Raw genomic sequence first — 24,904 nt, 5'->3', positions numbered from 1 at the left:
AACAGCATCTTTGTGCTCAGGTCGCGCACGAGCTCACCGATTTCCCGATGCGATAAGTGCTAGCTAAACACCCATCAAGAAGAGATACAAGGTCGTGCCTTGGGCATAACCTTCAACCGTTTCCAGTTTTGGTGGCTCACTGCAACCCACTAAAAACGTTGTCATCAGAATAGTACTAAAGCCCGCAACCTTGGTTACATTAAAACCAGATTTTATCGAAGTAGACATGTGATTTAGGCCTTATGAAAAGTAAATTCAGTAAGTTTACCAGTGGATTATGATCAACTCTATCAATCAGCTTATCATCCACACTTATGTGCATTTTGTTGTTCTACTTTTGTTTTCAAAGTTCTGGAAGAAGGCCATTTCTAACTGCGCCGGGTGAGATACCTGTCATTCGTTTGAAGGCTCGACTAAAAGACGCTGTTGAGCTATAGCCAAGGCGATCTGCGATTTCATCAAGATTCAGGTTGTCTTGGCTGATCCATTGGCTTGCTAGTCGCATGCGCAGATTGCCTAGGTATTGCTGTGGTGTGGAGTGGGTTAATTCGGTAAAGCGCTCAGCAAAGACAGACCGTGAAACGCCCATTTCACAAGCCATATCTGCTACCGACCATTGTCGACCTGGGTCATGGTGCAGGGCGGATAATACCTGTGCCAATTTGGGGTCGCGCATGGCTTCAACCCAGCCGCAGACATCGCATCCAACTTCTACCCAACGACGTAAAATCGCTGCGGCCACGACATCGGCAAGCCTAGTTAAAATAACGCTGTATCCAGGTCGTTTGGCCTTTAGTTCTTTGGTCATGACATCAAGAATGGCCGGGATTTGAGGGTCATAATCGGGCACGGTTTCAATATGCATCACTTCGGGCTTCAAATGCGCTAATGGATGAAGCCAGCCTAAGTTGAATTCCATTGCACAACTGAAAATATAGTTGTCTTTTGATCTACAAATTTCGGTATCACAAGCTCGGATTTCAGAGGAGGCATCACACAGTGATACTTTTTCAAAGGCATCGATACTGACTAATGGCACGCCGTCTTCGCTATAAATATCGTGCGCTCCAGCGCAAGGCAACAATACAGCATCGCCACAGGCAAGTTTGTGTACAGCTCCGCTCTTGGTTCGAAGTAATACTGAACCTTGGCCAATAAAATGAAAGTACGCCAATTTTGTATCAGCTCCTTCTCCATATTGCAGGCCAAATGGTGCAGAAATTTCGACACGCCGGTATTCAAGGCCTTTAAGGCGAACACCCGACAGAAGCTCGTTTACCATGTCGTGTCGGCTTTCATTGAATTGGTTAGTTGGTAAAGAAGGTTGCATAATACTCCGGACGAAATGGTATAAATTTAAGATATATTGGTATATATCGTCTGGACTGTCCATATTATTCTTCTCTGCATGTTGTTCGATAGGCAATGTACAAACATTTATATCCAGAGGATTTTCAATGACGAATACTGTAAATGAGCCATCCATGCAGACAAAAGAAACGCCTGCTTGGTGGGCTGTGATAGCCATGACGTTAGGCGTTTTTGGGTTAGTTACGGCAGAGTTTTTGCCTGCTAGTCTCCTTACTCCAATGGCATCAGATCTTTCCATTACCGAAGGCATGGCTGGCCAAGCGGTTTCGGCTACTGCCATTTTGGCAGTAATTGCCAGTCTTTTAACAGCCACCGTGACCCGCAGAATAGACCGTCGATACGTTTTGTTAGGCTTCTCTATACTATTAGTTATATCAAGCGCCTTGGTTGCACTTGCTCCGAACTTCTTTTTACTGCTGGCTGGTCGGGTATTACTTGGTATCGCGCTTGGTGGTTTCTGGACCATGGCGGCCGCTGTCGTTATGCGCTTGGTTCCCGATAAAGACATTCCTCGTGCGCTGGCTATTATGTTTAGTGGTGTGTCAGCTGCGACGATTTTTGCGGCGCCGCTTGGAAGTTACCTCGGTGGTACTATTGGCTGGCGTAATGTCTTTTGGCTTGTTGCTTTATTAGGTGTTCTGGTTCTTTTCGTCCAATTTGCGACCTTGCCGAAAATGCCGCCACGTGGGCGAGCGACATTGGGTACATTAATAGCAGTAATGAATCGACCTCGAATGAAGTTTGGCCTAATAATGTTAGTGCTGATTTTTACGGGACATTTCGCTTTATTCACTTATGTCCGGCCCTTTCTTGAAAACGTAACAGGTGTGGCTACGGCGGGTATTTCTGGCATTTTGTTGGGCTTCGGCGTGGCGAACTTCATTGGGACTCACCTAGCCGGTGTGTTAATTGCGCGATCTCTGCGTCTTACTTTAACCCTTGCACCATTGATCATTGGCTTAGCTGGAATCGGGATGGTTAGTGTGCAGGGTGCTATTGCTCCAACCGCTGTATTGGTGGCGATTTGGGGGATGGCGTTTGGTGGGGTGCCTGTTGGTTGGTCAACTTGGATTACACGTAGTGTACCGGACGAAGCCGAAAGTGGTGGTGGACTTTTAGTTGCTGCTATTCAAGTAGGGATTGCTACCGGTGCCGCAGCAGGTGGGTTAGTGTTTGATACTACTGGTGCACTTGGTGTTTTTACTATCGCGGCTTTAATTCTTTTAACTGTTGCTCTCGTCGTTACATCGGGCTTGAGAACAGAGGAACCTGTAAACACGTTGGAAAGTACTTAAGTATTGCTTTTCTAAATCCCCCTTATTCATATGTAAGAATCAGGGGGGATTTTTATTTATTCAATACTGGATGAAATATAAGCAAGGTCATGCTACTTGTTCGCGAAAGAACTTATAGGCTAACGCTAGTAACACTTAGCGGTTTTGTTTTGTGCCACTAAAGCTTCATAAATCGGTAGATTTTTACTTAAATTTGCTTGCAAATCTTTAATACGAGTAGAGTTAGAAGGGTGAGTTGATAGTAACTCTTGTGCTTTACTTTCACCTCCTGCACTCATATTACGCCATAACTGAACGCTTTCTCGTGGATCAAATCCGGCTTTTGCCATGTAACTTAGGCCTAGCACATCCGCCTCAGATTCATGGGATCGGCTAAAGGGTAAAATAATCCCCACTTGCGCGCCTATACCTAACGCTTGGAAGATCGCTATTTTTTCTGGCGACTCTTCACCGCTTAATTGATAACCCAGTGCCAAAGCCTGGCTTGTCGCTAGCTGAGTCGACACGCGTTCGTTACCGTGTCGCGCAATCACATGAGCCAATTCATGACCGACCACAGCGGCTAATTGCGATTGGTTTTCTGCCACAGTCAAAAGTCCCGTATAAATACCAACTTTATATCCTGGCAAGGCAAACGCATTCACCTGTTCATCGTTAAATAACACAACTTCCCAATCTTGCTTACGATATTTATCTGGTAATACCGCAATCAATGAATCTGCTACACACTGAACGTACTCGCGTAGCTTCGCGTCAGACGAAGCAGGTATTTCCTTCTTCATTTCCGTAAAAGACTGAATGCCCATCTCATTCATCTGGCTATCAGGCAAAACAGCAAACTGCTTACGACCGGTTGGTGAAGAGCTACAACCCACCATCACAACCAATGCCGCTGCCAGTGCCGCCTTTAAAGAAACCTTCATAAACACCATTATAAACCCGCCTTGATTAAGTGTATGAACTGTTGAGTAAGCAGCCATTATAGGAAAGGGCTTTCATAGGAAGCAACTGGGATGGAAGAGAGTACTATTATTTCCCAGATTTAGATGCGGTGTGGATGAAACCCACAAACCTCTGGCACTTCTATCAAAAAACATTGTCTATTCACCAAAATGCGCATTTTTCCTTTATGATAGTCGCTATTAGAATTTGAATTAAACTTGGAATTAGAAATTATGAGCAACACTCCCGAACACAAACCACGTCCGATGGTGGATCTTATTGTCAGTGTCATTTTGCCGTCTTTCATTTTAATGAAGTTAAGTGGTGAAGATAAGTTAGGTACGACTGGCGGCTTGGTGGCGGCACTGGCATTTCCTCTTGGTTGGGGGGTCTATGAGTTAGTTAAATATAGGAAGTTTAATTTTATCGCTTTGTTAGGTTTGTTCAGTGTTTTGCTGACTGGTAGTATCGGTTTGTTCGAATTAGATAATAAATGGCTGGCGATCAAAGAAGCGGCGATCCCTGCGGTTATTGGTGTTGCTGTTCTTATCTCGACATTTACGCCTTACCCCTTGGTGCGTGCGATGTTTTTTAATGCGGCGATTATGGACGTTGATACTATCAAGCAGAAGCTAGAGGAGAACAACAGCACCGCAATCTTTGAAAAGCGATTAATGAAAGCTACGTATTTTATTGCTGCCTCTTTTGCCTTTTCAGCGACGATGAATTACGTGCTGGCAAAATGGATCGTTACTAGCCCAGCGGGTACGGAAGCGTTTAATGAAGAACTAGGGCAGATGACCTTATACAGCTACCCGATGATTGCGATTCCTTCGATGATCATGTTAATGGCGATTTTTTACTACCTATGGCGTAGCATCCAAAAAGCTACAGGATTGAAACTCGAAGACTTACTTGTTAAAAAATAGCCCATTCAAATATACCCTCCAGTACAAACTCGGCGGGTTAACCCTTTTTTATTAAGCGTTATTTAGATCAAATAATACTTTGAATTAAAAAGGGGTTCACCCCCTGAAACCTCTCTTAAACCCTGTTATTCAGCACCTAATGCCCTTTCCAACAAAACAAGTTTAAAAGCGACGCTATGACCTAGTCGGTTTTAGTGTTCCTCTAGTCGTTTCCAGCTAGTTCTCCTACTAGCCGAAAAATTACACTGAGTTCATTGCTTAATACCCCTAAAGGACAGAACGATGAACGCAGCAGAGTTACACGATAAGTCTATTATTATTGACGGTTTGATTTGCTCAAAGTGGAACCGTGAGCTATTTGAAGATATGGCCAAAGGTAAGCTGACGGCAGCGAATTGTACTGTGTCGTTCTGGGAAAATTTTGAAGGCACAGTTCGCAATGTTGTCGAGATGAATCAGTTAATCGAAGCCAACAGTGATTTGCTAACTAAAGTCTACACGACAAAAGACATTCATCGCGCGAAAGCCGAAGGCAAAACGGGCGTGATGATGGGATTCCAAAATGCTCATGCTTTTGAAGATCAAATCGGGTACGTGCAAATTTTTAAAGACCTTGGTGTAGGTATAGTGCAGATGTGCTACAACACGCAAAACTTGGTGGGCACTGGTTGTTACGAACGCGACGGTGGTTTGTCTGGTTACGGTCGTGAGATTGTCGCTGAGATGAATCGTGTTGGTATGTTGTGTGATTTATCTCACGTTGGTCCAAACACTGCGAAAGAAGTCATCATTGAATCTAAGCAACCTGTTGCTTATTCACACTGTTTACCTGCTGGTTTGAAAGAGCATCCACGTAACAGAACAGACGAAGAGCTTAAATTTATTGCTGACAATGGCGGTTTTGTTGGTGTCACTATGTTCGCTCCTTTCCTAAAAGCTGGCATCAACGCGACAGTGGATGATTATGTAGAAGCGATTCAATACATCTATAACATTGTTGGTGAAGATGCGATCGGTATTGGTACTGACTTTACTCAAGGTCATGGTTATGACTTCTTTGAATACCTAACTCATGATAAAGGCTATGCCCGTCGTTTGACGCGCTTTGGTGAGATTATTAATCCATTGGGTATGCGTACTGTAGGTGACTTCCCAAATTTGACTGAAGCTCTGTTGAAACATGGTTTTAGCGAGCGTCAGGTGCAAAAGATTATGGGTGAGAATTGGGTGAATTTATTAAAAGAAGTGTGGGGTGAATAGTAAGGCGGGAATGCTTGTATCGCTTTATTAATTTGCTCTGCTACTTGATTTTAACGAAAAAAATTTAAGGAACTAGATATGACTGTTCATGCACCAGAAATGCCAATAGAAGTTGACAGCGAAACTGGCGTTTGGAGTACAGATGCTCTTCCTATGCTGTATGTGCCGCGCCACTTTTTTGTGAATAATCACATGGGTATTGAGGATGAAATCGGCGACGAGCGTTACGCTGAGATTCTTTATAAAGCGGGCTATAAGTCAGCTTACTACTGGTGTGAGCAAGAGTCAGCTTGTCACGGTATTTATGGTGAAGAAATTTGGCACCACTATTTGAGACGTTTGTCTCAACGTGGTTGGGGCTTCTTTATAACAGAAGAGTTGGATATTGAAAAAGGCACAGCAAAAGTGCGTTTAGAGAATTCTGCTTTTGTTTATCACTACGAAAAAATTCACGGTAAAAAAGTGAATCGTAAAGTGGATTATATGTTCACAGGTTGGTTTGCTGGGGCGTTGGATCAAATTGCAGAAAGCAATGGATTGGCGGTTCGTACCAAGGCGATTCAGACCCAAAGTGCAGCCGAAGAAGGCTGTGATGTTGGGTATTTCCAAGTGTCACCACTTTAGAATCTTTTTAACCTAAACCACGAATATGGGATCACCACGGGCAGGTGGTGATCACAATCAGTAAAAGTTACACGTCGTTTTCAAGAAGGCAGGATGTTATGTCCCAGTATGATGCGTTGTTCGAACCTCTAAATATAAATAAATTAACCATCCGCAATCGTATTGTCAGTACGGCTCATGCTGAGGTATATGCCACTGATGGCGGCATGACAACAGACCGTTACGTAAAGTATTACGAAGAAAAAGCCAAAGGCGGTTGTGGTCTGTGTATTTGTGGTGGCTCCAGTGTGGTGTCTATCGACAGCCCACAAAGCTGGTGGAGTTCGGTCAACCTTTCGACAGATCGCATCATTCCTCATTTCCAAAATCTTGCGGATGCGGTTCATAAGCATGGCGGCAAGATCATGATCCAGATTTCTCACATGGGTCGTCGTTCTCGTTGGGATGGTGAAAACTGGCCTAACCTAATGTCTCCTTCTGGTATTCGTGAGCCGGTTCACCGTGCGACTTGTAAAACGATTGAAGTAGAAGAAATGTGGCGCATCATTGGTGACTTTGCTCAAGCAGCACGTCGTGCAAAAGACGGCGGCTTAGACGGTGTTGAATTGTCTGCCGTTCACCAACATATGATAGATCAGTTCTGGTCCCCACGCGTAAACAAACGTACCGATGAATGGGGTGGAACGTTTGAAGGGCGTATGAAGTTTGGTATGGAAGTGCTTAAAGCGGTTCGTGCCGAAGTAGGGCCAGATTTTGTTGTGGGTATGCGTATCACGGGTGATGAGTTCCATCCTGATGGCTTGGGCCACGAAGAAATGAAGAAAATTGCTCAATACTACGATGCGACCGGCATGGTGGATTACTTTGGTGTGGTTGGTTCTGGCTGTGATACACACAATACTTTAGCTAACGTTATTCCAAACATGAGCTATCCGCCTGAGCCTTTCTTGTACTTGGCGGCAGGCATTAAAGAAGTGGTTAATGTTCCTGTTATCCACGCGCAAAATATTAAAGATCCGAATCAAGCTAAACGTATTCTTGAAGCAGGCTACGTAGATTTTGTTGGTATGACTCGTGCTCATATCGCTGATCCGCACTTTATTGCCAAAATCAAGATGGATCAGGTTGATCAGATTCGTCAGTGTGTTGGTGCAAACTATTGTATCGATCGTCAATACCAAGGTTTGGATGTGTTGTGTATTCAGAATGCTGCGACGTCTCGTGAATACATGGGCTTGCCACATGTCATTGAGAAAACCTCTGGTGTTATTCGTAATGTTCTAGTAGTCGGTGGTGGCCCTGGTGGGCTTGAAGCTGCTCGTGTTGCTGCGGAACGTGGACATAAAGTGACTTTGCTTGAGAAAGCAGAAGAGCTGGGTGGTCAGCTGGTATATGCAGGTAAAGCGCCTCAGCGTGATCAGATTGCGGGTATTACTCGTTGGTTGGTGATGGAGTTGGAACGCTTGGGTGTGGAAGTACGTTTAAACACGTCAGCTGATGAAAATATGGTTAAAGAGCTGAACCCAGATGTGTGTATCCTAGCTACCGGCGGTCGTCCTTTTATCGACCAGAATGAAGAGTGGGGTGCAGCTGAAGGTTTGGTTGTTTCTTCTTGGGATATTTTGAGTGGCGCTGTTGAGCCAGGCAAAAATGTCTTGGTATACGACACTATTTGTGAATTCTCTGGTATGTCTGCGGCTGATTACTTGGCTTCTAAAGGCTCTCTGGTTGAATTGGTCACAGACGATATTAAACCTGGTGTTGGTGTTGGTGGTACGACGTTCCCAACTTACTACCGTTCTTTGTACGAACGCGAAGTTATTATGACGTCGGATATGCTGTTAGACAAAGTGTATCGCGAAGGTAATAGTTTAGTTGCAGTGCTTGAGAATGAATATACAGCTCAGAAAGAAGAGCGTGTTGTTGATCAAGTTGTGATTGAGAACGGTATTCGTCCAAACGAGGAACTGTACTACGCGTTGAAAGCAAGCTCATGTAATAAAGGCCAAATTGATAACGAAGCCTTGTTTGATATCAAACCTCAGCCCGTGCTGGATGGTGGTTCAGATGAGGGTATGATCCTGTGGCGTCTAGGAGACTGTGTGTCTCAGCGCAACGTTCATGCTGCTATGTATGATGCTCTTCGCCTTTGCAAAGACTTATAAGAAACGCTAGTTGAGCAGGTGAAGACAGAGTTAAAAAAACAAATTTTAGAGGTGGGTCTAGGAATTAAAGGTGCGATTTAGCCTACTGATTCCTCAGATCCAAAACCTTTTAAGGTTATTTCTTTTCTGATTTGTTGTTACTTTGTTTTCATCGCTCACTTTCTCTCTTAATGGTTTTTCTATTTTCAATATGCCCGATGACTGAGGGTTTAAGATGATTCTTGATTGGTTACCTCCAACTTTAATTGGTGTTCTTCTTGTGCTAGCGGGGATTGGTGCGATTCGTCGTATGAATCTATGGCGTGCAGGTCAAGCTGAAAAAGTTGATTTTCTGGCTGGTTTGTTCGCGATGCCAAAGCGCTATTTGCATGATCTTCATCATGTAGTAGAACGTGATAAATATATGTCTCGTACACACGTTGCGACAGGCGGTGGTTTCGTCTTGGCAATGGTATTAGTGGTCTTTGTTCATCTATTTGGAGTGAAGAACGAAATTCTTGCTTGGGCGTTATTAGCAGCTTTAGTGCTTATGTTTTGTGGTGCTTTGTTTGTTTATAAGCGCCGAATGAATCCGCCATCACGCCTTTCTAAAGGGCCGTGGATGCGTTTGCCGAAAAGTTTGCTTACCTTCTCTATTACCTTTTTCGTACTGACTTTACCAGCTGCAGGAATCCTTCCTGAAGGGACGGGTGGCTGGATACTCACGCTTGTATTGTCTGTTCTTATTTTAATGAGCTTAAGTGAAATGCTGTTTGGTATGACGTGGGGTGGGCCGATGAAGCACGCTTTTGCGGGGGCTTTGCATCTAGCTTTTCACCGTCGTCCTGAGCGCTTTGGTGGCGGTCGATCTACGGGGTTGAAACCTGCGGCTTTAGGTGAGGCATCTCATGGTGTTGCGAAACCAACAGATTTCAAATGGAATCAATTATTAGGGTTTGATGCCTGTGTGCAGTGTGGTCGTTGTGAAGCAGTTTGTCCTGCGTTCGCAGCGGGTCAACCACTTAATCCAAAGAAACTTATTCAAGATATGGTAGTGGGTTTTGCTGGTGGTACGGATAAAAAATACGCTGGTAGTGCATACCCCGGTGTTGAGGTTGGTAACGCTAAAGGTGCACCTGACCAGATTATTACCAATGGCTTGATCAGTTCAGATACGCTTTGGTCATGTACGACATGTCGTGCTTGTGTAGAAGAATGTCCAATGATGATAGAGCATGTGGACGCTATTGTTGATATGCGTCGTTTCTTGACTCTTGAAAAAGGAGAGACACCAAACAAAGGTGCACAAGTTCTGGAAAATATTATCGCTACGGATAACCCTAATGGTTACTCGCCAGCAAGCCGAACGCACTGGGCGGCAGATCAAAACTTAAACTTGATGAAAGACGTGAAGCAGGCAGATGTGTTGTTTTGGGTATCTGATGGTGCGTTTGATATGCGTAGTCAACGGATTCTTCGCGCGTTTGTTAAGTTAATGAAAGCCGCTAATATCGATGTTGCTATATTAGGTGATGAAGAATTAGACAGTGGTGATGTTGCACGTCGATTAGGTGACGATGCCGCTTTCCAAAGTTTGGCTAAACGTAACTTAGCGACTTTGTCGAAATATAGCTTTAAGACAATCGTGACGACAGATCCACATGCGTTCCATTGTTTAAAAAATGAATACGGTGACTTTGGCTCTGACGCGCTGAAAGGTGTGGAAGTATTGCACCACACGACCTTCTTGAATCGTTTGGTGAAAGAAGAGCGTTTGCAGCTAGATACCTTTAAGGGTGGTAAGGTTACTTATCATGATCCGTGTTATTTGGGTCGTTACAATGGCGAATATGAAGCGCCTCGTGAATTATTGGCTAGCTTAGGTATTGATGTTGCTGAAATGGAACGTTCTGGTTACCGCTCTCGTTGTTGTGGCGGAGGCGGTGGCGCTCCGATTACTGATATTCCTGGCGAACGTCGTATTGCAGATATGCGTATGGAAGATGTCGTTAGCACTGGCGCTGAAATGGTAGCAGTAGGTTGTCAGCAATGTACTGCTATGTTGGAAGGTGTTGTAGAGCCGAGGCCTGTCGTAAAAGATATTGCAGAAATTCTAGTTAGCCAACTTGCAGAGGAGGTGAACTCATGAGTGAATTTACCCCAACTGAGTCGACTTTAAGCGATCTTCTAAGACGTGATCCAAGAGCCGAATGGATTGCCCGTAATCGCTTGCATCCTCTGCACAGCAGTGTGGTGTCGGCAGGGCAAGGTGAGGTGCGTGGGCCATCAGGGTTATTACGTAAAAACCCTCACGTTATTGGCTTTATTGGGCCTAATGGCATCAAGCGTATCGATAGAGCCAACTTGTCTGCTGCTGGTCTTAATGGCAAAAAACGTGCTGGTGAAGCGAAAGAAACACAGTTGCCATTACATATTGTCGATAATCCAGATGGTTACATTATGGTAGTCGCCGATATGATTGGCGGTCGTTTAACCGGTCATGACAAAGATATTTTAGGATTGGCGCATCAGCTTGTGGGTGAAAATAAAGCAGCAGGTAAAGGCAGTATCGCTGTTGTGTTAGTGTGTTTTGGTGAAAGCAAAGAAACGCAATTTGATTTGGCCGGTGTGGATCGTTTACTTCATATCACAGGCCAAGAGTTCGAAGGTTTTGCGCCAGAAGCAAGGTTGTCAGCGCTGATGCAAGTTGAAGCTCAGTATAAACCAGTGAATTGGCTATTCCCAGATAGCATCCATGGCGGCACAGATCTGGCGTGCCGTTTAGCATCACGTTTGGGTGAGCGTCCAGCGACGCAGGCTTGGCAAGTTACGGCAAGCAACACAGTAAGTCGTGGAGCGTCTGGAAGTCGAGATATTAGCCGAGAAACTCCACGTATTCTGATGTTGATGGAAGAATGTGCTAATGCTATTGAAGACACTCGACATCAAGTATTGGATCTAGCGTTTGATGCAGATGCAGTGGAAACCGGTGATGATTATCGCTTGATCGATCAGGGGCAAATAGAAGTGGACTCTAACGCTGTGCCTTTGGCTGAAGCTGAGTTTATCTTATCGGCGGGTAATGGTATCCATAACTGGGATCAATTCCATGCTGTAGCAGCGGCGTTACGAGCCACAGAAGGGGCAAGTCGAGTGGCAGTGGATGATGGCTTTATGCCTCGCTCTCGTCAGGTTGGGGCATCGGGTACTTGGGTTACTGCTCGTGTTTACTTGGCTGTGGGTATTTCTGGTGCGATTCAGCATATGCAAGGTATCGGTCAGTGCGACAAGGTTGTTGCGATTAATACAGATGCGGGTTGCGACATGGTGAAGCGTGCTGATTTAGCTGTGATTGAAGACAGTGAAGCTATTTTGGATGCTCTGCTGAAGCTAGCTCAAGAACATTATTTGTCGAAGGAACAGGAGAAGAGTGATGCCGCCTAAAGTCAATGTGGTTTCTTTGGTATCTGTCGGTCGTCACCCTCAGTCTGGGCGGTCACGTCGTGCAGAACAAGATGGCAGAGCCGTCGAGTTAGGTTTGAAACTGTCTAAAAAATCGTTAACAGTGGTTCACGCTGGTGATTCTCAAGAGCCTGTACTTCGTCAATATGCTGGTATGGGATTAGATTCATTGACTGTTTTGCCACAAGCGGCGGATGGTGATGCCTTGCCAGTCTTGGTTGAATTTTTAAAAAATAGTAAAGCTCAAGTGGTATTGACGGGAGTCCGTGCAGAAAGTGGTGAGTCTTCTGGTATGTTGCCATATTTGTTGGCAGAGCAACTAGGTTGGCCATTAGTACCTCGTGTTGCGGAAATCCTGACAATAAAAGAGGGAGCAGCAGAAGTGCTTTTGGCCTTACCCCGTGGCCAGCGACGTTCGGTAATCGTCAGCTTGCCATTTATTGCCACTGTTGATAACGCCGCGGCTGAAGCGCGTCAAACAGCATTTGGACCTGGGTTAAGGGCAGACCTAAAGGTATTAAACGTCGAAAGTGTGACGGATGATGCTATGGCGACATGGCAAATTAGTGCTGCCAAGCCTCGTCCTAAGCGTTTGAAAGTGGTGAAAGCCAAAACAGCAGCTGATCGAATGAAGGCTGCAACGGCGAAACCTGTCGGTGGCGGTGGTAAAGTTATGAAAAATGAAACGGCTGCTGAAAAGGCACAAGCTATTTTTGACTTGTTATTAGAAGAAAAAGTGGTGCGCTAGACTACTGTTTAGGTATAAGCTGTCAGTCCATTGTTGCTTAACTGAACAAGAATTTTGTATATAGGTATGCGTTATGATGATTGTAGACTTAGTTGATGAAGTCGACTTCAAAGAAAGGCTGATAGCCCTTGGGGCACCTGTTACTTCAGAGCAAAGTTTGCCTGAAGTACAGGAAGCTGTTTTGTCTTGGTTGCAGCAGTATCCAGAACAGACTCCTTTTATTAAGGATCTTTGTTTATCAATGCAAAAAGAAAACACGACTGTCCTTCCAGAAGTGTATCAAGTAATGGCTGCATTCAGTTAATCCTTACCAATATACGACCCCTCTAACAGCACCCAAATAATTTATTGAGGGTGCTGTTAAGAGCGCTTTATAGGCGCTACTTATTTATATTTTCCCCCTACGATAAGTATTTTTCTGCATTCACTGTTCTGTATTTTTCAGACGCTCTAAACCCTACTATTTAGATACATAACGTAGCATATATACGCTAGTCAATATGCTGTCGATAAAGTACTTTTAATACATTGATGGAATAAAGGAAAAGGTAAGGAAGTACTATTTTTAACTTAAAAGCTGCTTAGATAGCATGAAATATCATAAACAAAAGACCCATTTTTAAATGATATTTCTCGTATTTAATGTGTTCTCGGTTAGTGGGCTTATCGCAAGTTCCTTCTGAGAATCAATATAGCTACTAGAATATTTGGATGTCGTTTATGAAAATCAAAACTAAGTTATTGATTGCTTTTTCTGTCGCTACTGTTTTGCCTGTTTTAGTCGTAAGTACTATTACTGGTTTTCTTGCTTCCGAACAAGCGCTAAAAGGTTTTTCTAAAAATAGCGGTCAAACTTTAGGGGCAGTTGAAGCTACTTTTGATCAGTTCCTCACCGACATTAAATATGTTGTTGCCTTTATTGCTGAGAGTGACGCGATATCAGACCCGAATGCAGAATCTTTAACTACCTACCACGAAAAACAAGGTAAGGCCCCAAGTAAAATTGCTGCACAGAATGGCGGTCGAGAGGCGGATGTTTTTAATTTGTTTGAGGCGATAGGTCAAAATAACCCTAATTATGTTTACGTCTACACTGGTGATGATAGTGACGGTTATATGGAATGGCCAGGGACATATGAATACGCGGAGTGGCATCCAAAACAACGCGCTTGGTACACAAGAGCTCTAGAGACGCCGAATGAAGTGGCATTACGAGATGCCTATTATTGGGAGCCTGATGATGCTGTTTATGTTTCTGCTGTACGTACTTATAACAAAGGCAATAGTGTCGGTGGGGTTGTCGCTGTCGATGTATCAATCAAGACACTAACTGAAATGGCGAATAAAACGAAACTGGGGAATTCCGGTAGCGTTATGGTGGTAGAAAATACCGGCACTATTTTAGTTGATGCTCTTCATGCCGACAATAATTTCAAAAAAATTACTGAGTTGGATGGTGAAGCATATCAAACCATTGCAGAAACATCTTCAGGTGTTGTTCATTTCACTTTAGATGGACAGAACTATTATGCCAATGTGTATACCTCTCCTAATTTAGGTTGGAAGTTTGTAGGCTTAATGCCTGCCGCAGAAATTTATTTAAGTACGGTTGAAATGATTAAAACCACAGCGGTTGTCTGTGTGTTGCTTTTGATTGCGTTTGGTGTGGTTGCGTTCTTAATGGCAAAAGGTTTAATTACGCCGATTGAGTCTGTATCTAAGCACTTGCAAACTCTTGCAGAAGGCGAGGGGGATTTAACTTCTCAAATTGCGATCAATACAAAAGACGAAACAGGGACTTTATCTAATTGGTTTAATCAATTTATCGAGACGACCAGAAAGCTCATTGTTGGTATTAAGAAGTCCAGTATTCAGATTGATAAAATCGCTGCTGAAACCTCAGCGAAAGCCAGTGAAGTGGCTCAGTCAGCGACAACACAATTACAGTCTATTGAGCTCATTGCCGAAGCGGGTCAGCAGATGTTAATCGCATCGAATGAAGCGGCCGAAAGTTGTGCCAATTCTGCTCAATTCTCAGAGAAAGGTTTGGAGACAACGATTGCAGGTAAGAAATTATTGAAAAGCAGTGCTGAAGGGGTGAATCGTTTAGGAACTCGCTTGAAAGAGTCTAATCAGATCATTACTGAGCTGCAAAAAGAAACGACCAATATCAATCAGATTTTGTCGACAATTCAAGGTATCGCAGAGCAAACTAATTTGTTGGCATTAAACGCTGCGATAGAAGCTGCACGTGCTGGTGAGCAAGGTCGAGGTTTTGCTGTAGTGGCTGATGAAGTACGTACACTCGCTGGACGTACCCAAGAATCGACTGAGCAGATTAGCAATATTTTGGGGCTTCTTGCGAACAGAACGAAACAAGCATCAGATTCTATGGTGATAAGTGTAACGGAATCAGAAAACGCGATTAATTTATCTGATCAAGCATTAGTTTCATTCGAACAGATTGAAGAAGTGGTTAAGCAGATGCGAGATATGACGATGCAAACAGCGGCTTCCGCAGAAGAGCAGCGAGCTGTAACTGAGGGGGTAAATGAAAATATTAACTCAATCAGCGAGTCTGCACATAGAGTGTCGGCTATATCGGGTGATGTGGCTGAACTATGCCAGAAGCAAGATGAGCTAAGTAAACAATTGCATGTGATGGTAGTTCGTTTCCGTACGGAATAAATGCAGTTCATTTTTCAAAAATACAAACAGAAGGGCCGCAGAAATGTGGCCCTTTTTATTTGGGTATTTTTTCAAATATCATTTGAAAAAAAGGTGATAACGATTATCATATGCGCATAAATTTACTGATTAGGTATTAGCATGATTAAATCGTTCATAATGCTTCTTTTAACGTTTTCTATAAGCTCAGTCTGGGCTGCTCAAGTAACCGTAAAAGATATCTTGGGTCGTGATGTAACATTTGATGCGCCTGCACAAAGAGTTATCGTCGGGTTTTATCCAGAAGACTATATGGCAATCGGTACGGAAGCCGCTTATGACAAAGTGGTTGGTATGTCAAAATACATTTGGCAGGCGCGTTCTGCGAACTGGGAAATGTACGTTAAGCACCGTCCGTCATTAGAGGATATTCCAGGTATTGGTCGTGTAGATACACAGACTTTCTCTATTGAAAAAGTCATTAGTTTGAAGCCAGATGTTTTGATGTTAGCTGACTGGCAATACAAAGGATTAGGGACGGATATTGAGCGTCTTGAAAGTGCCGGTGTAAAAGTGATTGTTGTTGATTACAACGCGCAAACCTTAGAGCGCCATATTAAGAGCACTGAGTTAATTGGTGTGATTACAGGGCAAGAAAAACGCGCGGCGGCTATTGCTGCTGACTACAAAAAAACGGTTGAAAGTATAAGTAAGCGACTTGCTGATGCTAATCTACCAACTCCAAAAGTGTATACAGAGTTCGGTGCTTCTGGTGTACAAGAGCTTGGTTTTACCTTTGGTAAAAACATGTGGGGTGCGATTTCTACTATGGCCGGTGGCGACAATATTTCTGCACCGTTTGTTGAATGGTGGGGGAAATTGAACCCTGAGCAAGTGATTGCTTCAAACCCAGATGTCATCGTCATCACAGGTTATGAAACAGGCAAAGGCTCTGATTCAATGATCATGGGTCAAGGTGTTGATAGAGCGAAAGCACGCAAGCGTTTAGAAGGTTATAAAAATCGCTTAGGTTGGTCGTCTATCAATGCAGTTAAAAATAATCGTTTATATGCAGCTTATCATGGCGCATGCCGTACCATTTTTGATGCGGCCATGATTGAATTCTATGCTAAGGCGATGTATCCAGATTTGTTTGCTGATTTGAATCCAGAAGAAGCGTATTTAGACTTTTATAAAAAATACCTACCGGTAACGCCAAAAGGAACCTTTACTTTGGCGTTGTAAAATAGATCTGGTACTTGTTCTGATTAAGAGTAAAGGGGGTTTTCTACATGGATAGTAGAAAGCCCTTTTTTGTTTTCTATTCTTTGATTAGCTCAAAAATCATTCAAAGGCATAACGTGTAACTTGCCGATAAGTGTCGTCAGGCGTAAGTAATATTGGTGGGAAGTGTGACTGGTTGATCGCATCAGGCCAGTGTTGGGCTTCAAGGGCAAGGCCTGCGTATGCCGATAAAGTGCCTTGGTTAATATTTGATTCAGCACCTAGTTGAATATGACGGCCGTCATAAACCTGCAATCCCGGTTCAGTTGTCTGGTAGTGTAATGTCAGTCCGGTGATAGGGCCTTTAAGAGTGGCAACCGTTTGTAACGGGCGATTGCTAGCAAGAGATAGGCAGAAATTGGTATCCAGCTCTGGGTAGTCCTCACGGCCAATAGCGCGCATTTGTAGAAAATCAAACGCACTGCCAGCGGTTGGCGTGACTTCGCCCGTTGGAATTAACTCAGCATCAACTGGTAAATAGTGGTCTGCTTGAATGCTCAATTGATGATCCAAGATGGAGCCCTTGCCATCAAGATTAACGTAACTGTGGCCAGCAAAATTACAAATTGTTAGTTGATCTGTGGTTGCTGTAATTTCCATTTCCAATGCGCTATCGATCAGACGATAAAACACATTTACAATCATATTGCCTGGATAACCCATTTCACCGTCAGCGAGCTTTGTTTGCAAGTGCACCATGTCATCGCTTTGCTCGATGATAGACCAGTTTTTACTGCCTGTTCCATCTGGGCCACCATGTAGATGGTGGGCTTCAGGTAGCGTGGGCGGGAGTTGATAGGTTTTTCCACCTATCACGGCATGCCCTTTATTGGTTCTGTTTGCTACACGGCCAACAACTGCGCCAAAGTATTTTGCCCCTTGAAGGTAATCAGCCAGTTTGGGAGAGCCTAAAACTAACGAATGCTCGTAGCCTTTAAGATAAACAGATTGAATGCTCGCACCTAATGTCAGAATAGACACTTTAAGCTGAGCATTTTTTAGCGTGATAGATTGAATTTGGTTTAAATCTGGCGCTATGTTCACGGAAGTATCCTTTCAAATAAACGGGAGCCGAAGCTCCCGAAAGTGTAGATAGATCGCTATTAGATAAATTAGATATTTTCTAACAAGTCGTTAATACGATATTGCGCTGTTTTCAGCGCATCGTCCATTGATTTGTTACCACTAATCGCAGACCCTAACTCTTCACCAAGGATGTCTTGTATGGCGAATTGACGTAAAACTTGAGCGGGTAGAGCTTGCCCTGTTTTTGCGACTTTCGCGATATCACTACGATGAGGCAGGGATTTAAACTTATCGCTGTCAATCACGGCTTTTACCGTTGGTAAATGACCTGTGCGAGCCCATTCATAGTCGTTATCGTATAGGAATTTAAACAGTTTCCCGATGGCCGCCATTTTTTCGTCATCACGATTACCGCGAGGTACAACCCAACCATGGCCGTCAGCATAAGTAACATCTTTTTGTTTAAAAAACTGTGGAATAGGGAAAACGCTATAACCATCTGATAATGGGTTGTTGGCTTGTTTTGATTGCGCATCGTAAGTGCCAATCAACCAAGTACCGTTCACGGCAATGCCGCCTGCACCATTTGAAAAGCCAGCAACCGCAGCAGGATAATCCATATTAGTCGTACTTAAGCCTTTATCCATGATGTCTTTCATTAAGGTAAGCGCTGCTTTTGCTTCTTTGCCACTTAAATCAATGCGGCTTGGATCCGCGAAAAATTTGCTGTCTTGCTGCATTAATAAGGTGTAGAAAATACGGGCGTAAACAGCAGTTTCATTTGCTGTAACTTGAACTAGGTAAGGCTTTCCTGTTGCATCCTTAAATTGTTTGCCTTGGGCAAATAATTCATCTGTGCTGTTTGGTAGAACAGGCTTGCCGTCAGATTTCATCAAGTCTGCTTTTTTCATCATATTGTTATTTACATGAAATAACATGGTCCAGTTATCAAATGGCAAGGCGTAGACTTTGCCTTCCTTCGTCACACTGGAGATGGCCGCGTTCGTAAAATCAGATGGCTTGATATTCTGGTCTTTTAGTAGCTTATCTAGTGGTACTAAAAGGCCGCGAGACTGGTAGTCGGACATAGCAGAATAATGCATAGAAACAACATCAGGAGCCGACCGTGATGCTAGCTGAGCATTCAGCTGATCGTACCCAGGCCACTCTACCGTTGTGACATTAACGTCGATATCTGGATTATCGGCTTCAAATTTATTAACTAACGCAGTGATGATGCCACATTCACCCACAGCGGAAGACACATCAGTGACCTTACCGTATTCGGCTTCACAAGCACCAAAGAAGCGTTGCAGTTCAATCTTGGTGTTGGCGTTGGCCAACGGCGCGAGAGCTAATAAGCCGACTGCTGTTGTTCCGAGAAGTAACTTTTTCATTATTTTTCTCCTAGTTCATTTTTATTGTTGTTGTATAGCCCAGTGTCAATTTCTATTACTCAAGTATTTTATTCGCGTTATTTTACGGCTCCTCCTGATACCGCAGTGACTATGTGGCGTTGAAAGAAGATATAGACAAGCACTACAGGTAATGACGCAAAGATAGCCTGAGCACCTAAAAAGCCCAGCCCTTCAGATTGCGCAAAGTTTGTTTGTGACGATGCAATACCAATAGTTAGTGTGTACATATCGGACTTTGTCGCTGAGATTAGTGGCCACCAATAATCGTTCCAAGCTTGCAAGAAAGTGAATATTCCCAAGGTTGCTTGCGCAGGTAACGTCAGCGGTAGCAGTACTTTCCAGAAGATACGGAAAGTCGATGTGTTATCTAGCATGGCGGCTTCATCAATTTCTTTTGGAATAGCCCGAAAGAATTGCGTCATTAGAAAAACGCCAAACGCCGAAGACAAGTTAGGTAATATCAAACCGATATGCGTGTTGTGTAGATCAAACCAGTTAAACATCTGATGACGAGCGATGATAACGGCTTGCTCTGGTACGGCTAAGCCAAACAACACAATAATGAATATTGTTTTACGAAATGGAAATTCCAGTCTTGCAAAGGCATAACCTGCGAGAGAAGAGAGTAGTAAGACGCCAAACGTTTGTCCGACTGCTACTATCATCGAATTCATAAACCAACCAAAAACACTGGATGACTTTAAGATGTTCGCATAGTTTTCCATGGTGTAAGGAAAGGAAAAGACGGCTTCAGTGCCTTTCAGTAATTCGGCGTTATCCTTTAAAGAAAGACCAATAATCCATGCCACTGGCGCCATCATAATTAAGCCCAGTAAAGCGGCTATCCAGAACAATCTTCGGTTCGACGTTAAATGTTCTGGTGAATAGTTTAATGCTTTCATGCGTCTGTCTCCTCTTTACGAGTGCTGACCCAATACTGCAACATGGCGGCACAGAGAATGATTAAAAACAGAACTTGCGACGCAGCCGCGCCCATACCAATATCCCAGCGTAAGAAGCCAACTTCGTATATGTACATGACAATGGGTCGTGACGAGCCCGCAGGGCCGCCGTTGGTCATCAGTTGAGCCTGACCAAATAACTGGAATTGCATGACTACCTGGATAATAGCGACCAACATGATCGTTGATTTAATTGACGGCAGCGTGATACGCGTGAGGACTCGCCAGCGCGAAGCATTGTCGAGAGCCGCGGCTTCATAAAGGTCTTTCGGTATCTGCTGTAATGCTGCTAAGAACAGCATCATCGGCAAACCAATACACCACCAAACCGTTGCGACACCAACCGAAAATAACGACCAACCAGTGGTTGATAGGAAACCTATTGGCTGCCAACCGAAATATTCAAAAATCAGTGCCATTAAGCCGTCATTAGGAATGAAAACGATTCGCCAAATGAGCGTTACAATGGTGACAGATAGGATGGAAGACGCAAAAAATACGCCGCGTAAGAAAGACGAGCCTTTGGTGGTTTTGTTTAAGGCCAATGCGAGAAACAAACCTAAAATCACTAAGGTAGGAACAGACACCCCAACAAAAATGACTGTGTTTTTGACGGCTTGACCAAAAATCGGATCGCTTAATACCCGTGCGTAGTTTTTTAAACCAATGAAGCGTTCACCACCAAACAGATCGACTTTATTCAGCGATAGCCAAATTCCCCAGCCAAGGGGGAAAACCAGCAAGGTCAAAAAGACACTGAGATAGGGAACGACAAATAAGCCATTCGACCAACGGGAACGACGATAACTTTCTGCCATCTTACACCTCCAGCTGACTGTGGTGAGCAAGTCCAGTACCGTCAAAAATATGCGCAGCATGAGGTGAGATTGCCACCCGCACCATATCGCCGGCTTTTACTTTTGAACGTCCTGAGTCTTCCGCGATCAGCTCTGTGCCATCAATTAATGTGCCATACAGAAGTGTGCGATCACCAAGACGTTCGACGACTTTTATCGTCAAATCTAGGCCATCTTCTTGTTCAGAAACCACTTCAGTGTCTTCAGCTCTAATACCTATCACCGCATCTTTGGCGTTGAACTCTGGTGGCAGGGTAATCGCTGTGGTGACGGTTCCAGCTCCACTGACCTCAACAGTGACGCCATTGGTTGTTTTTTCTATGTGATTAATAGGCAACATGGACATTGGCGGAGAGCCAACAAATTCAGCAACAAAACGGCTCACAGGATATTGATAAATCTCCATAGGTGTGCCGATTTGTTCTATTTTTTGGTTGTGCATGATGACGATGCGGTCGGCTAACGTCATGGCTTCTACCTGATCGTGGGTTACAAAGATCATGGTTGAACCAAGGCGCTGGTGGAGTTGCGCCAGCTCTAATCGTGTTCTACCACGAAGAGCAGCATCTAAATTAGACAAGGGCTCATCAAACAAGAAGGCTTTCGGCTCTTTGACGATGGCGCGACCGATTGCAACACGTTGGCGCTGGCCACCAGATAGTCGTCCGGGTTTACGGTCTAGCAAGTGATCGATTTCGAGAATTTTTGCTGCGTCATTAACGCGACGATCAATTTCGTCTTGGGCTACTTTTACATTTTCTAGACCAAACGCCATGTTTTGACGCGTCGTCATGTGTGGGTAGAGTGCATAGGACTGAAACACCATAGCAACACCGCGTTGACCTGGTGGTAGCGTGTCGATGCGTTTTTCGCCAATTTCAATCGCACCATCGGTGATGGATTCTAGCCCCGCAATCATACGTAATAGGGTAGATTTACCGCAGCCAGAAGGGCCAAGGAATACAACAAACTCGCCGTCTTCGATGTGTAGGTTAATGTCGTCTAATACGGTAACGCTGTCATATCGCTTTGTTATATTTTTTATAGAGATAGATGCAGACATGGTTTCCTCTCTCAGCAAATTTTAAACGGAAAAACTTGGGGTGTTATACCCCAAGTCGAATCATGCGATAGCTCATAGGAGCAATGCTTGCCGTTAGTTTCTGCTGCGTAACAGATGCGCCTTGGCCATCTTTTGGTGCCACTTGTTCTGCATCTGGGCCATTCTTAGCGTCAAGTGCATGACCTGACATGACTTTATCCATAATCACTTTCTGGTGTGTGAAGCCTTGTAGAGATAGATCTAATTCAATGCTTTCATCTGGGTGACGGTTAACGATGAAGAAGGTCAATCCGCCATCTTTATCAGATTCCACGGCAGACACATCTAAATAAGGTACATCTTTAGCAAAGTCTGTACTGTAGCTTTCGCATTGCACTGCAAGATTGAGTGCTGTACCGCGGCCATATTGAGAAGCATACAAATATGGATAGTAAGTAGACTGACGCCAAGCTGGGCCGTCCTTCACTGTCATGATAGGAGCGATGACGTTTACTAGCTGCGCCAAACAACCAATTTTTACCACGTCGCTGTGACGAATAAAACTGTTCAGAATACAGCCAACTTGCAGTGTATCAGCAAAGTCGTAAATGTCTTCTAGCAAAGCAGGAGCATGCGGCCAGCCGTCGTTGCCGCCGAGGATTTTTTTGTCTTGTTCGTTGGAGTGATACCAGACGTTCCATTCATCAAAAGAAATATATACGTCGTGGTTAGAGCGTTTTTTCGCTTTGGTGGTTTTAATGACTGCCGCAATAGTGTCTATGTAGTTATCCAGTAGACTGGCTTTGGCTAAATAGTTGGCTGTGTTTTTCTCATGGTCATCGAAATACATATGCAATGAAATATAGTCGACGGTTTCATAGGTGTAATCTAGAACGGTGCTTTCCCATTCTGGGTAAGTGGCCATTTTAGGAGAAGAAGAGCCACAAACAACCAATTCGATATTCTTGTCAAAGGCACGCATGGCTTTAGCGGTTTCAAAGGCGACTCGACCATATTCTGCAGCGGTTTTTTGACCGATCTGCCAAGGGCCATCCATTTCATTGCCAAGACACCAAAGTTTCACGTCCCAAGGTTCTTCGCGACCGTTTTTCTTACGTAGGTCAGACCAGTAAGAGCCACCAGGATGATTAACGTATTCTAGAAAAGCGCGGGCTTCATCAAGTCCTCGTGAGCCAAGGTTCACTGCTAACATCATTTCTGTGCCAGCTTGTTCTGCCCATTCGGCAAACTCGTGAATGCCTATTTCGTTGCTTTCTGAGGTATGCCAGGCAAGGTCTAGGCGAGTCGGGCGGTCTTCTTTTGGCCCAATGCCGTCTTCCCAGTTGTAGGCAGAAACAAAGTTGCCACCAGGATAGCGGGTAACAGGAACATCGATGTCTTTAATCAGTTCGATAACATCTTGGCGAAAACCATGCTCATCTGCGGTTGCATGTCCTGGCTCGTAAATGCCGCTGTAAACAGCGCGACCTAAATGTTCTATAAAAGAGCCGTAAAGGCGTGGGTCTATTTTAGCAATCACATAATCTTTGTGTGCAGTCACGTTAGCGCGCATGCTTACTCCTTTCTTATTTTTGTACTTATTTAAGGTATTTTTAAGTATCTGATTTTTTGTTTATTATCCGATAAATCGATATTAAAGGCATATTTGATCTGAGGTCAATCAATAAGACGTTTATTTTTCGTGCAGTTAAATACCAAAATTGGTATGGCGAAGTGAGATTTATAGCGAAAAAAGAAAGAGGTAAGTATTTAGTTATTTTCTAACGTGTTGAAACTTATATTTTTTTAGTTTTGCTGGTTAGGGGAGGGCTTGTTAAATCCCCAGGTCAGAAAATAAGATGCTGTATATGAGGTTAAGATTGAAGGCGTAATATAATGTCTTGGTTGTAATTGCCAAATTGTTTGCCAAAAATATTGATGCCGCCAGGGTGTTCAGCATTGTCTGGTACTGAAATTCGTACCCGAATGGATCGGTGCTCTTCAAGTGCTAGGTCTTTCAAAGAGACGTCTGAGACGCGCATGCCATCCACAAAAGTACCGTTATTGGTGACACGGAAGCTTTTTAAATGCCCATATTGACTGCCCGCGAGTTTCCACCAGTCGGGCGTGTATTTGCCTTGGTGATCGCCATAATCGCCAGGCGCAGTCCAGATAGCAGCGGTTTTGCCATTGATGGAAATATGGATGTCCGAAGGCCAGTTTTCAGAGGTGCCAGGGACTTCAGAAGAAAGCTCCATTACCAGCTCTAGCTCTTTGACTGTCTGGCCTGCAATGCGGGCATTGTTGGGAAATTGATATTCAACGTAGCCTTTGGTGAACCATAACAGGCTGGCTCGCATACGGTCTGGGGAAAGGTAAGTATCAGGGCTATCTAAAAATCCAACGATGCCAGACTCAGAGCACAAGCCACAAGGCGCCATCACATCAAATTCAGAATACAGGCCAACAGGCATGGATACTTCAATGACATTATTTTGATTTTGCTTGGTGTTGCTGAAAGATAGGACGATTTCTTCGTGTGTCGCACGGCAGATTTTTTGGCTGCCTTTACGGCCTTTTTGGCTTTCTGTAGTGATTAAGCCCACTGTTTCGAGAGAGTTGATATGACTAGAAGTAGATGATTGCGGTAGTTCGAGTAGATCGGCAATATCATTAACATTCATTGGCCCTTTTTCATGTAACAAGGACAAAATTGCCAAACGCGCTGGAGCCGCTAGGCTTTTTAGGACATCAGCCCCGTCTTCAGGTGTTAGCAATAAGAACTTTTTACTCATCATCATCTCCACTTCAAGATGCCTTTATATCGAGTATTGTGATTCTTATCAAGTTTTAAATGGCTTCCTCACTTAGTT

At 44.0% G+C, this 24,904-nt stretch carries 21 protein-coding genes; 11 read left to right on the top strand and 10 right to left on the bottom strand.

The genetic code is table 11. The features are described from left to right. Positions 1 to 63 precede the first annotated feature (63 nt). Together DFP77_RS05120 and DFP77_RS05115 are read right to left on the bottom strand one after the other, a co-directional pair. On the bottom strand, positions 64 to 228 hold the full coding sequence (locus DFP77_RS05120; protein ID WP_181858496.1) for a hypothetical protein: 165 nt from the start codon (positions 226 to 228) through the stop codon (positions 64 to 66). A gap of 115 nt (positions 229 to 343) precedes the next feature. Further along, positions 344 to 1,330, bottom strand: coding sequence for an AraC family transcriptional regulator (locus DFP77_RS05115; RefSeq protein WP_114411197.1), 987 nt, complete (start codon positions 1,328 to 1,330; stop codon positions 344 to 346). 127 nt (positions 1,331 to 1,457) lie between these two features. On the opposite strand from DFP77_RS05115, the gene DFP77_RS05110 reads away from it, so the two are divergent. Then, positions 1,458 to 2,666: an MFS transporter gene (locus DFP77_RS05110; RefSeq protein ID WP_114411196.1), complete on the top strand. Its 1,209-nt coding sequence runs from the start codon at positions 1,458 to 1,460 to the stop codon at positions 2,664 to 2,666. Between the two features lie 125 nt (positions 2,667 to 2,791). Here DFP77_RS05110 and DFP77_RS05105 read toward each other — a convergent pair whose 3' ends face one another. Then, the gene (locus DFP77_RS05105) at positions 2,792 to 3,598 is read right to left on the bottom strand and encodes a M48 family metallopeptidase (RefSeq protein ID WP_374058253.1); all 807 of its coding nucleotides are present in this window, start codon (positions 3,596 to 3,598) and stop codon (positions 2,792 to 2,794) included. Between the two features lie 243 nt (positions 3,599 to 3,841). Here DFP77_RS05105 and DFP77_RS05100 point away from each other — a divergent pair, with 243 nt between their 5' ends. From DFP77_RS05100 to DFP77_RS05055, 10 genes are all read left to right on the top strand, one after another. Beyond that, positions 3,842 to 4,537 carry a VC0807 family protein gene (locus DFP77_RS05100; protein ID WP_114411195.1) on the top strand — a complete coding sequence of 232 codons (696 nt, stop codon included), beginning with the start codon at positions 3,842 to 3,844 and terminating at the stop codon, positions 4,535 to 4,537. Between the two features lie 282 nt (positions 4,538 to 4,819). After that, positions 4,820 to 5,797, top strand: coding sequence for a dipeptidase (locus DFP77_RS05095; RefSeq protein ID WP_114411194.1), 978 nt, complete (start codon positions 4,820 to 4,822; stop codon positions 5,795 to 5,797). A 78-nt stretch (positions 5,798 to 5,875) separates the two neighbouring features. Then, the gene (locus DFP77_RS05090; RefSeq protein ID WP_114411193.1) at positions 5,876 to 6,421 is read left to right on the top strand and encodes a DUF5943 domain-containing protein; all 546 of its coding nucleotides are present in this window, start codon (positions 5,876 to 5,878) and stop codon (positions 6,419 to 6,421) included. A 98-nt stretch (positions 6,422 to 6,519) separates the two neighbouring features. Beyond that, a complete protein-coding gene (locus DFP77_RS05085) occupies positions 6,520 to 8,586 on the top strand; it encodes an NADH:flavin oxidoreductase (protein WP_114411192.1) in 2,067 nt (688 codons plus the stop codon). Positions 8,587 to 8,800: 214 nt separating this feature from the next. Further along, the gene (locus tag DFP77_RS05080; protein WP_114411191.1) at positions 8,801 to 10,714 is read left to right on the top strand and encodes a (Fe-S)-binding protein; all 1,914 of its coding nucleotides are present in this window, start codon (positions 8,801 to 8,803) and stop codon (positions 10,712 to 10,714) included. Then, positions 10,711 to 12,009, top strand: coding sequence for an electron transfer flavoprotein subunit alpha (etfA, locus tag DFP77_RS05075; protein WP_114411190.1), 1,299 nt, complete (start codon positions 10,711 to 10,713; stop codon positions 12,007 to 12,009). The genes DFP77_RS05080 and etfA overlap by 4 nt, the downstream gene beginning before the upstream one ends. Then, positions 11,999 to 12,775 carry an electron transfer flavoprotein subunit beta gene (etfB, locus tag DFP77_RS05070; RefSeq protein ID WP_114411189.1) on the top strand — a complete coding sequence of 259 codons (777 nt, stop codon included), beginning with the start codon at positions 11,999 to 12,001 and terminating at the stop codon, positions 12,773 to 12,775. The genes etfA and etfB overlap by 11 nt, the downstream gene beginning before the upstream one ends. Positions 12,776 to 12,848: 73 nt before the next feature. Next, positions 12,849 to 13,079 carry a hypothetical protein gene (locus DFP77_RS05065; RefSeq protein ID WP_114411188.1) on the top strand — a complete coding sequence of 77 codons (231 nt, stop codon included), beginning with the start codon at positions 12,849 to 12,851 and terminating at the stop codon, positions 13,077 to 13,079. A gap of 416 nt (positions 13,080 to 13,495) precedes the next feature. Next, positions 13,496 to 15,463 (top strand): methyl-accepting chemotaxis protein, encoded by a 1,968-nt coding sequence (locus tag DFP77_RS05060; protein WP_114411187.1) that lies wholly within the window; start codon positions 13,496 to 13,498, stop codon positions 15,461 to 15,463. Positions 15,464 to 15,604: 141 nt separating this feature from the next. Continuing rightward, entirely contained in the window at positions 15,605 to 16,687 is a 1,083-nt protein-coding gene (locus tag DFP77_RS05055) for an ABC transporter substrate-binding protein (RefSeq protein ID WP_114411186.1), read from the top strand. Positions 16,688 to 16,786: 99 nt separating this feature from the next. On the opposite strand, the gene DFP77_RS05050 is transcribed toward DFP77_RS05055, so the two are convergent. The 7 genes from DFP77_RS05050 to DFP77_RS05020 form a co-directional block, all read right to left on the bottom strand. After that, positions 16,787 to 17,770 (bottom strand): aldose epimerase family protein, encoded by a 984-nt coding sequence (locus DFP77_RS05050; RefSeq protein WP_114411185.1) that lies wholly within the window; start codon positions 17,768 to 17,770, stop codon positions 16,787 to 16,789. A 68-nt stretch (positions 17,771 to 17,838) separates the two neighbouring features. Continuing rightward, a complete protein-coding gene (locus tag DFP77_RS05045) occupies positions 17,839 to 19,149 on the bottom strand; it encodes an extracellular solute-binding protein (RefSeq protein ID WP_114411184.1) in 1,311 nt (436 codons plus the stop codon). A 77-nt stretch (positions 19,150 to 19,226) separates the two neighbouring features. Continuing rightward, positions 19,227 to 20,072 carry a carbohydrate ABC transporter permease gene (locus tag DFP77_RS05040; protein WP_114411183.1) on the bottom strand — a complete coding sequence of 282 codons (846 nt, stop codon included), beginning with the start codon at positions 20,070 to 20,072 and terminating at the stop codon, positions 19,227 to 19,229. Further along, complete coding sequence (locus DFP77_RS05035) at positions 20,069 to 20,950, bottom strand: carbohydrate ABC transporter permease (RefSeq protein ID WP_114411182.1); 882 nt, start codon at positions 20,948 to 20,950, stop codon at positions 20,069 to 20,071. Before DFP77_RS05035 ends, DFP77_RS05040 begins: the two co-directional genes overlap by 4 nt. Before the next feature lies 1 nt (position 20,951). Continuing rightward, a complete protein-coding gene (locus tag DFP77_RS05030; protein ID WP_114411181.1) occupies positions 20,952 to 22,052 on the bottom strand; it encodes an ABC transporter ATP-binding protein in 1,101 nt (366 codons plus the stop codon). 43 nt (positions 22,053 to 22,095) lie between these two features. Next, positions 22,096 to 23,604: an arabinosylfuranosidase ArfA gene (gene arfA / locus DFP77_RS05025; RefSeq protein ID WP_114411180.1), complete on the bottom strand. Its 1,509-nt coding sequence runs from the start codon at positions 23,602 to 23,604 to the stop codon at positions 22,096 to 22,098. Positions 23,605 to 23,905: 301 nt separating this feature from the next. Beyond that, complete coding sequence (locus DFP77_RS05020; protein WP_114411179.1) at positions 23,906 to 24,826, bottom strand: ArsR/SmtB family transcription factor; 921 nt, start codon at positions 24,824 to 24,826, stop codon at positions 23,906 to 23,908. Positions 24,827 to 24,904: the final 78 nt, after the last annotated feature.

The organism is Marinomonas foliarum, from assembly GCF_003337275.1.
GTDB lineage: Bacteria > Pseudomonadota > Gammaproteobacteria > Pseudomonadales > Marinomonadaceae > Marinomonas > Marinomonas foliarum.
Note: the sequence above shows the minus strand (reverse complement) of the source record. Positions and strands in the feature narration are given on the sequence as shown.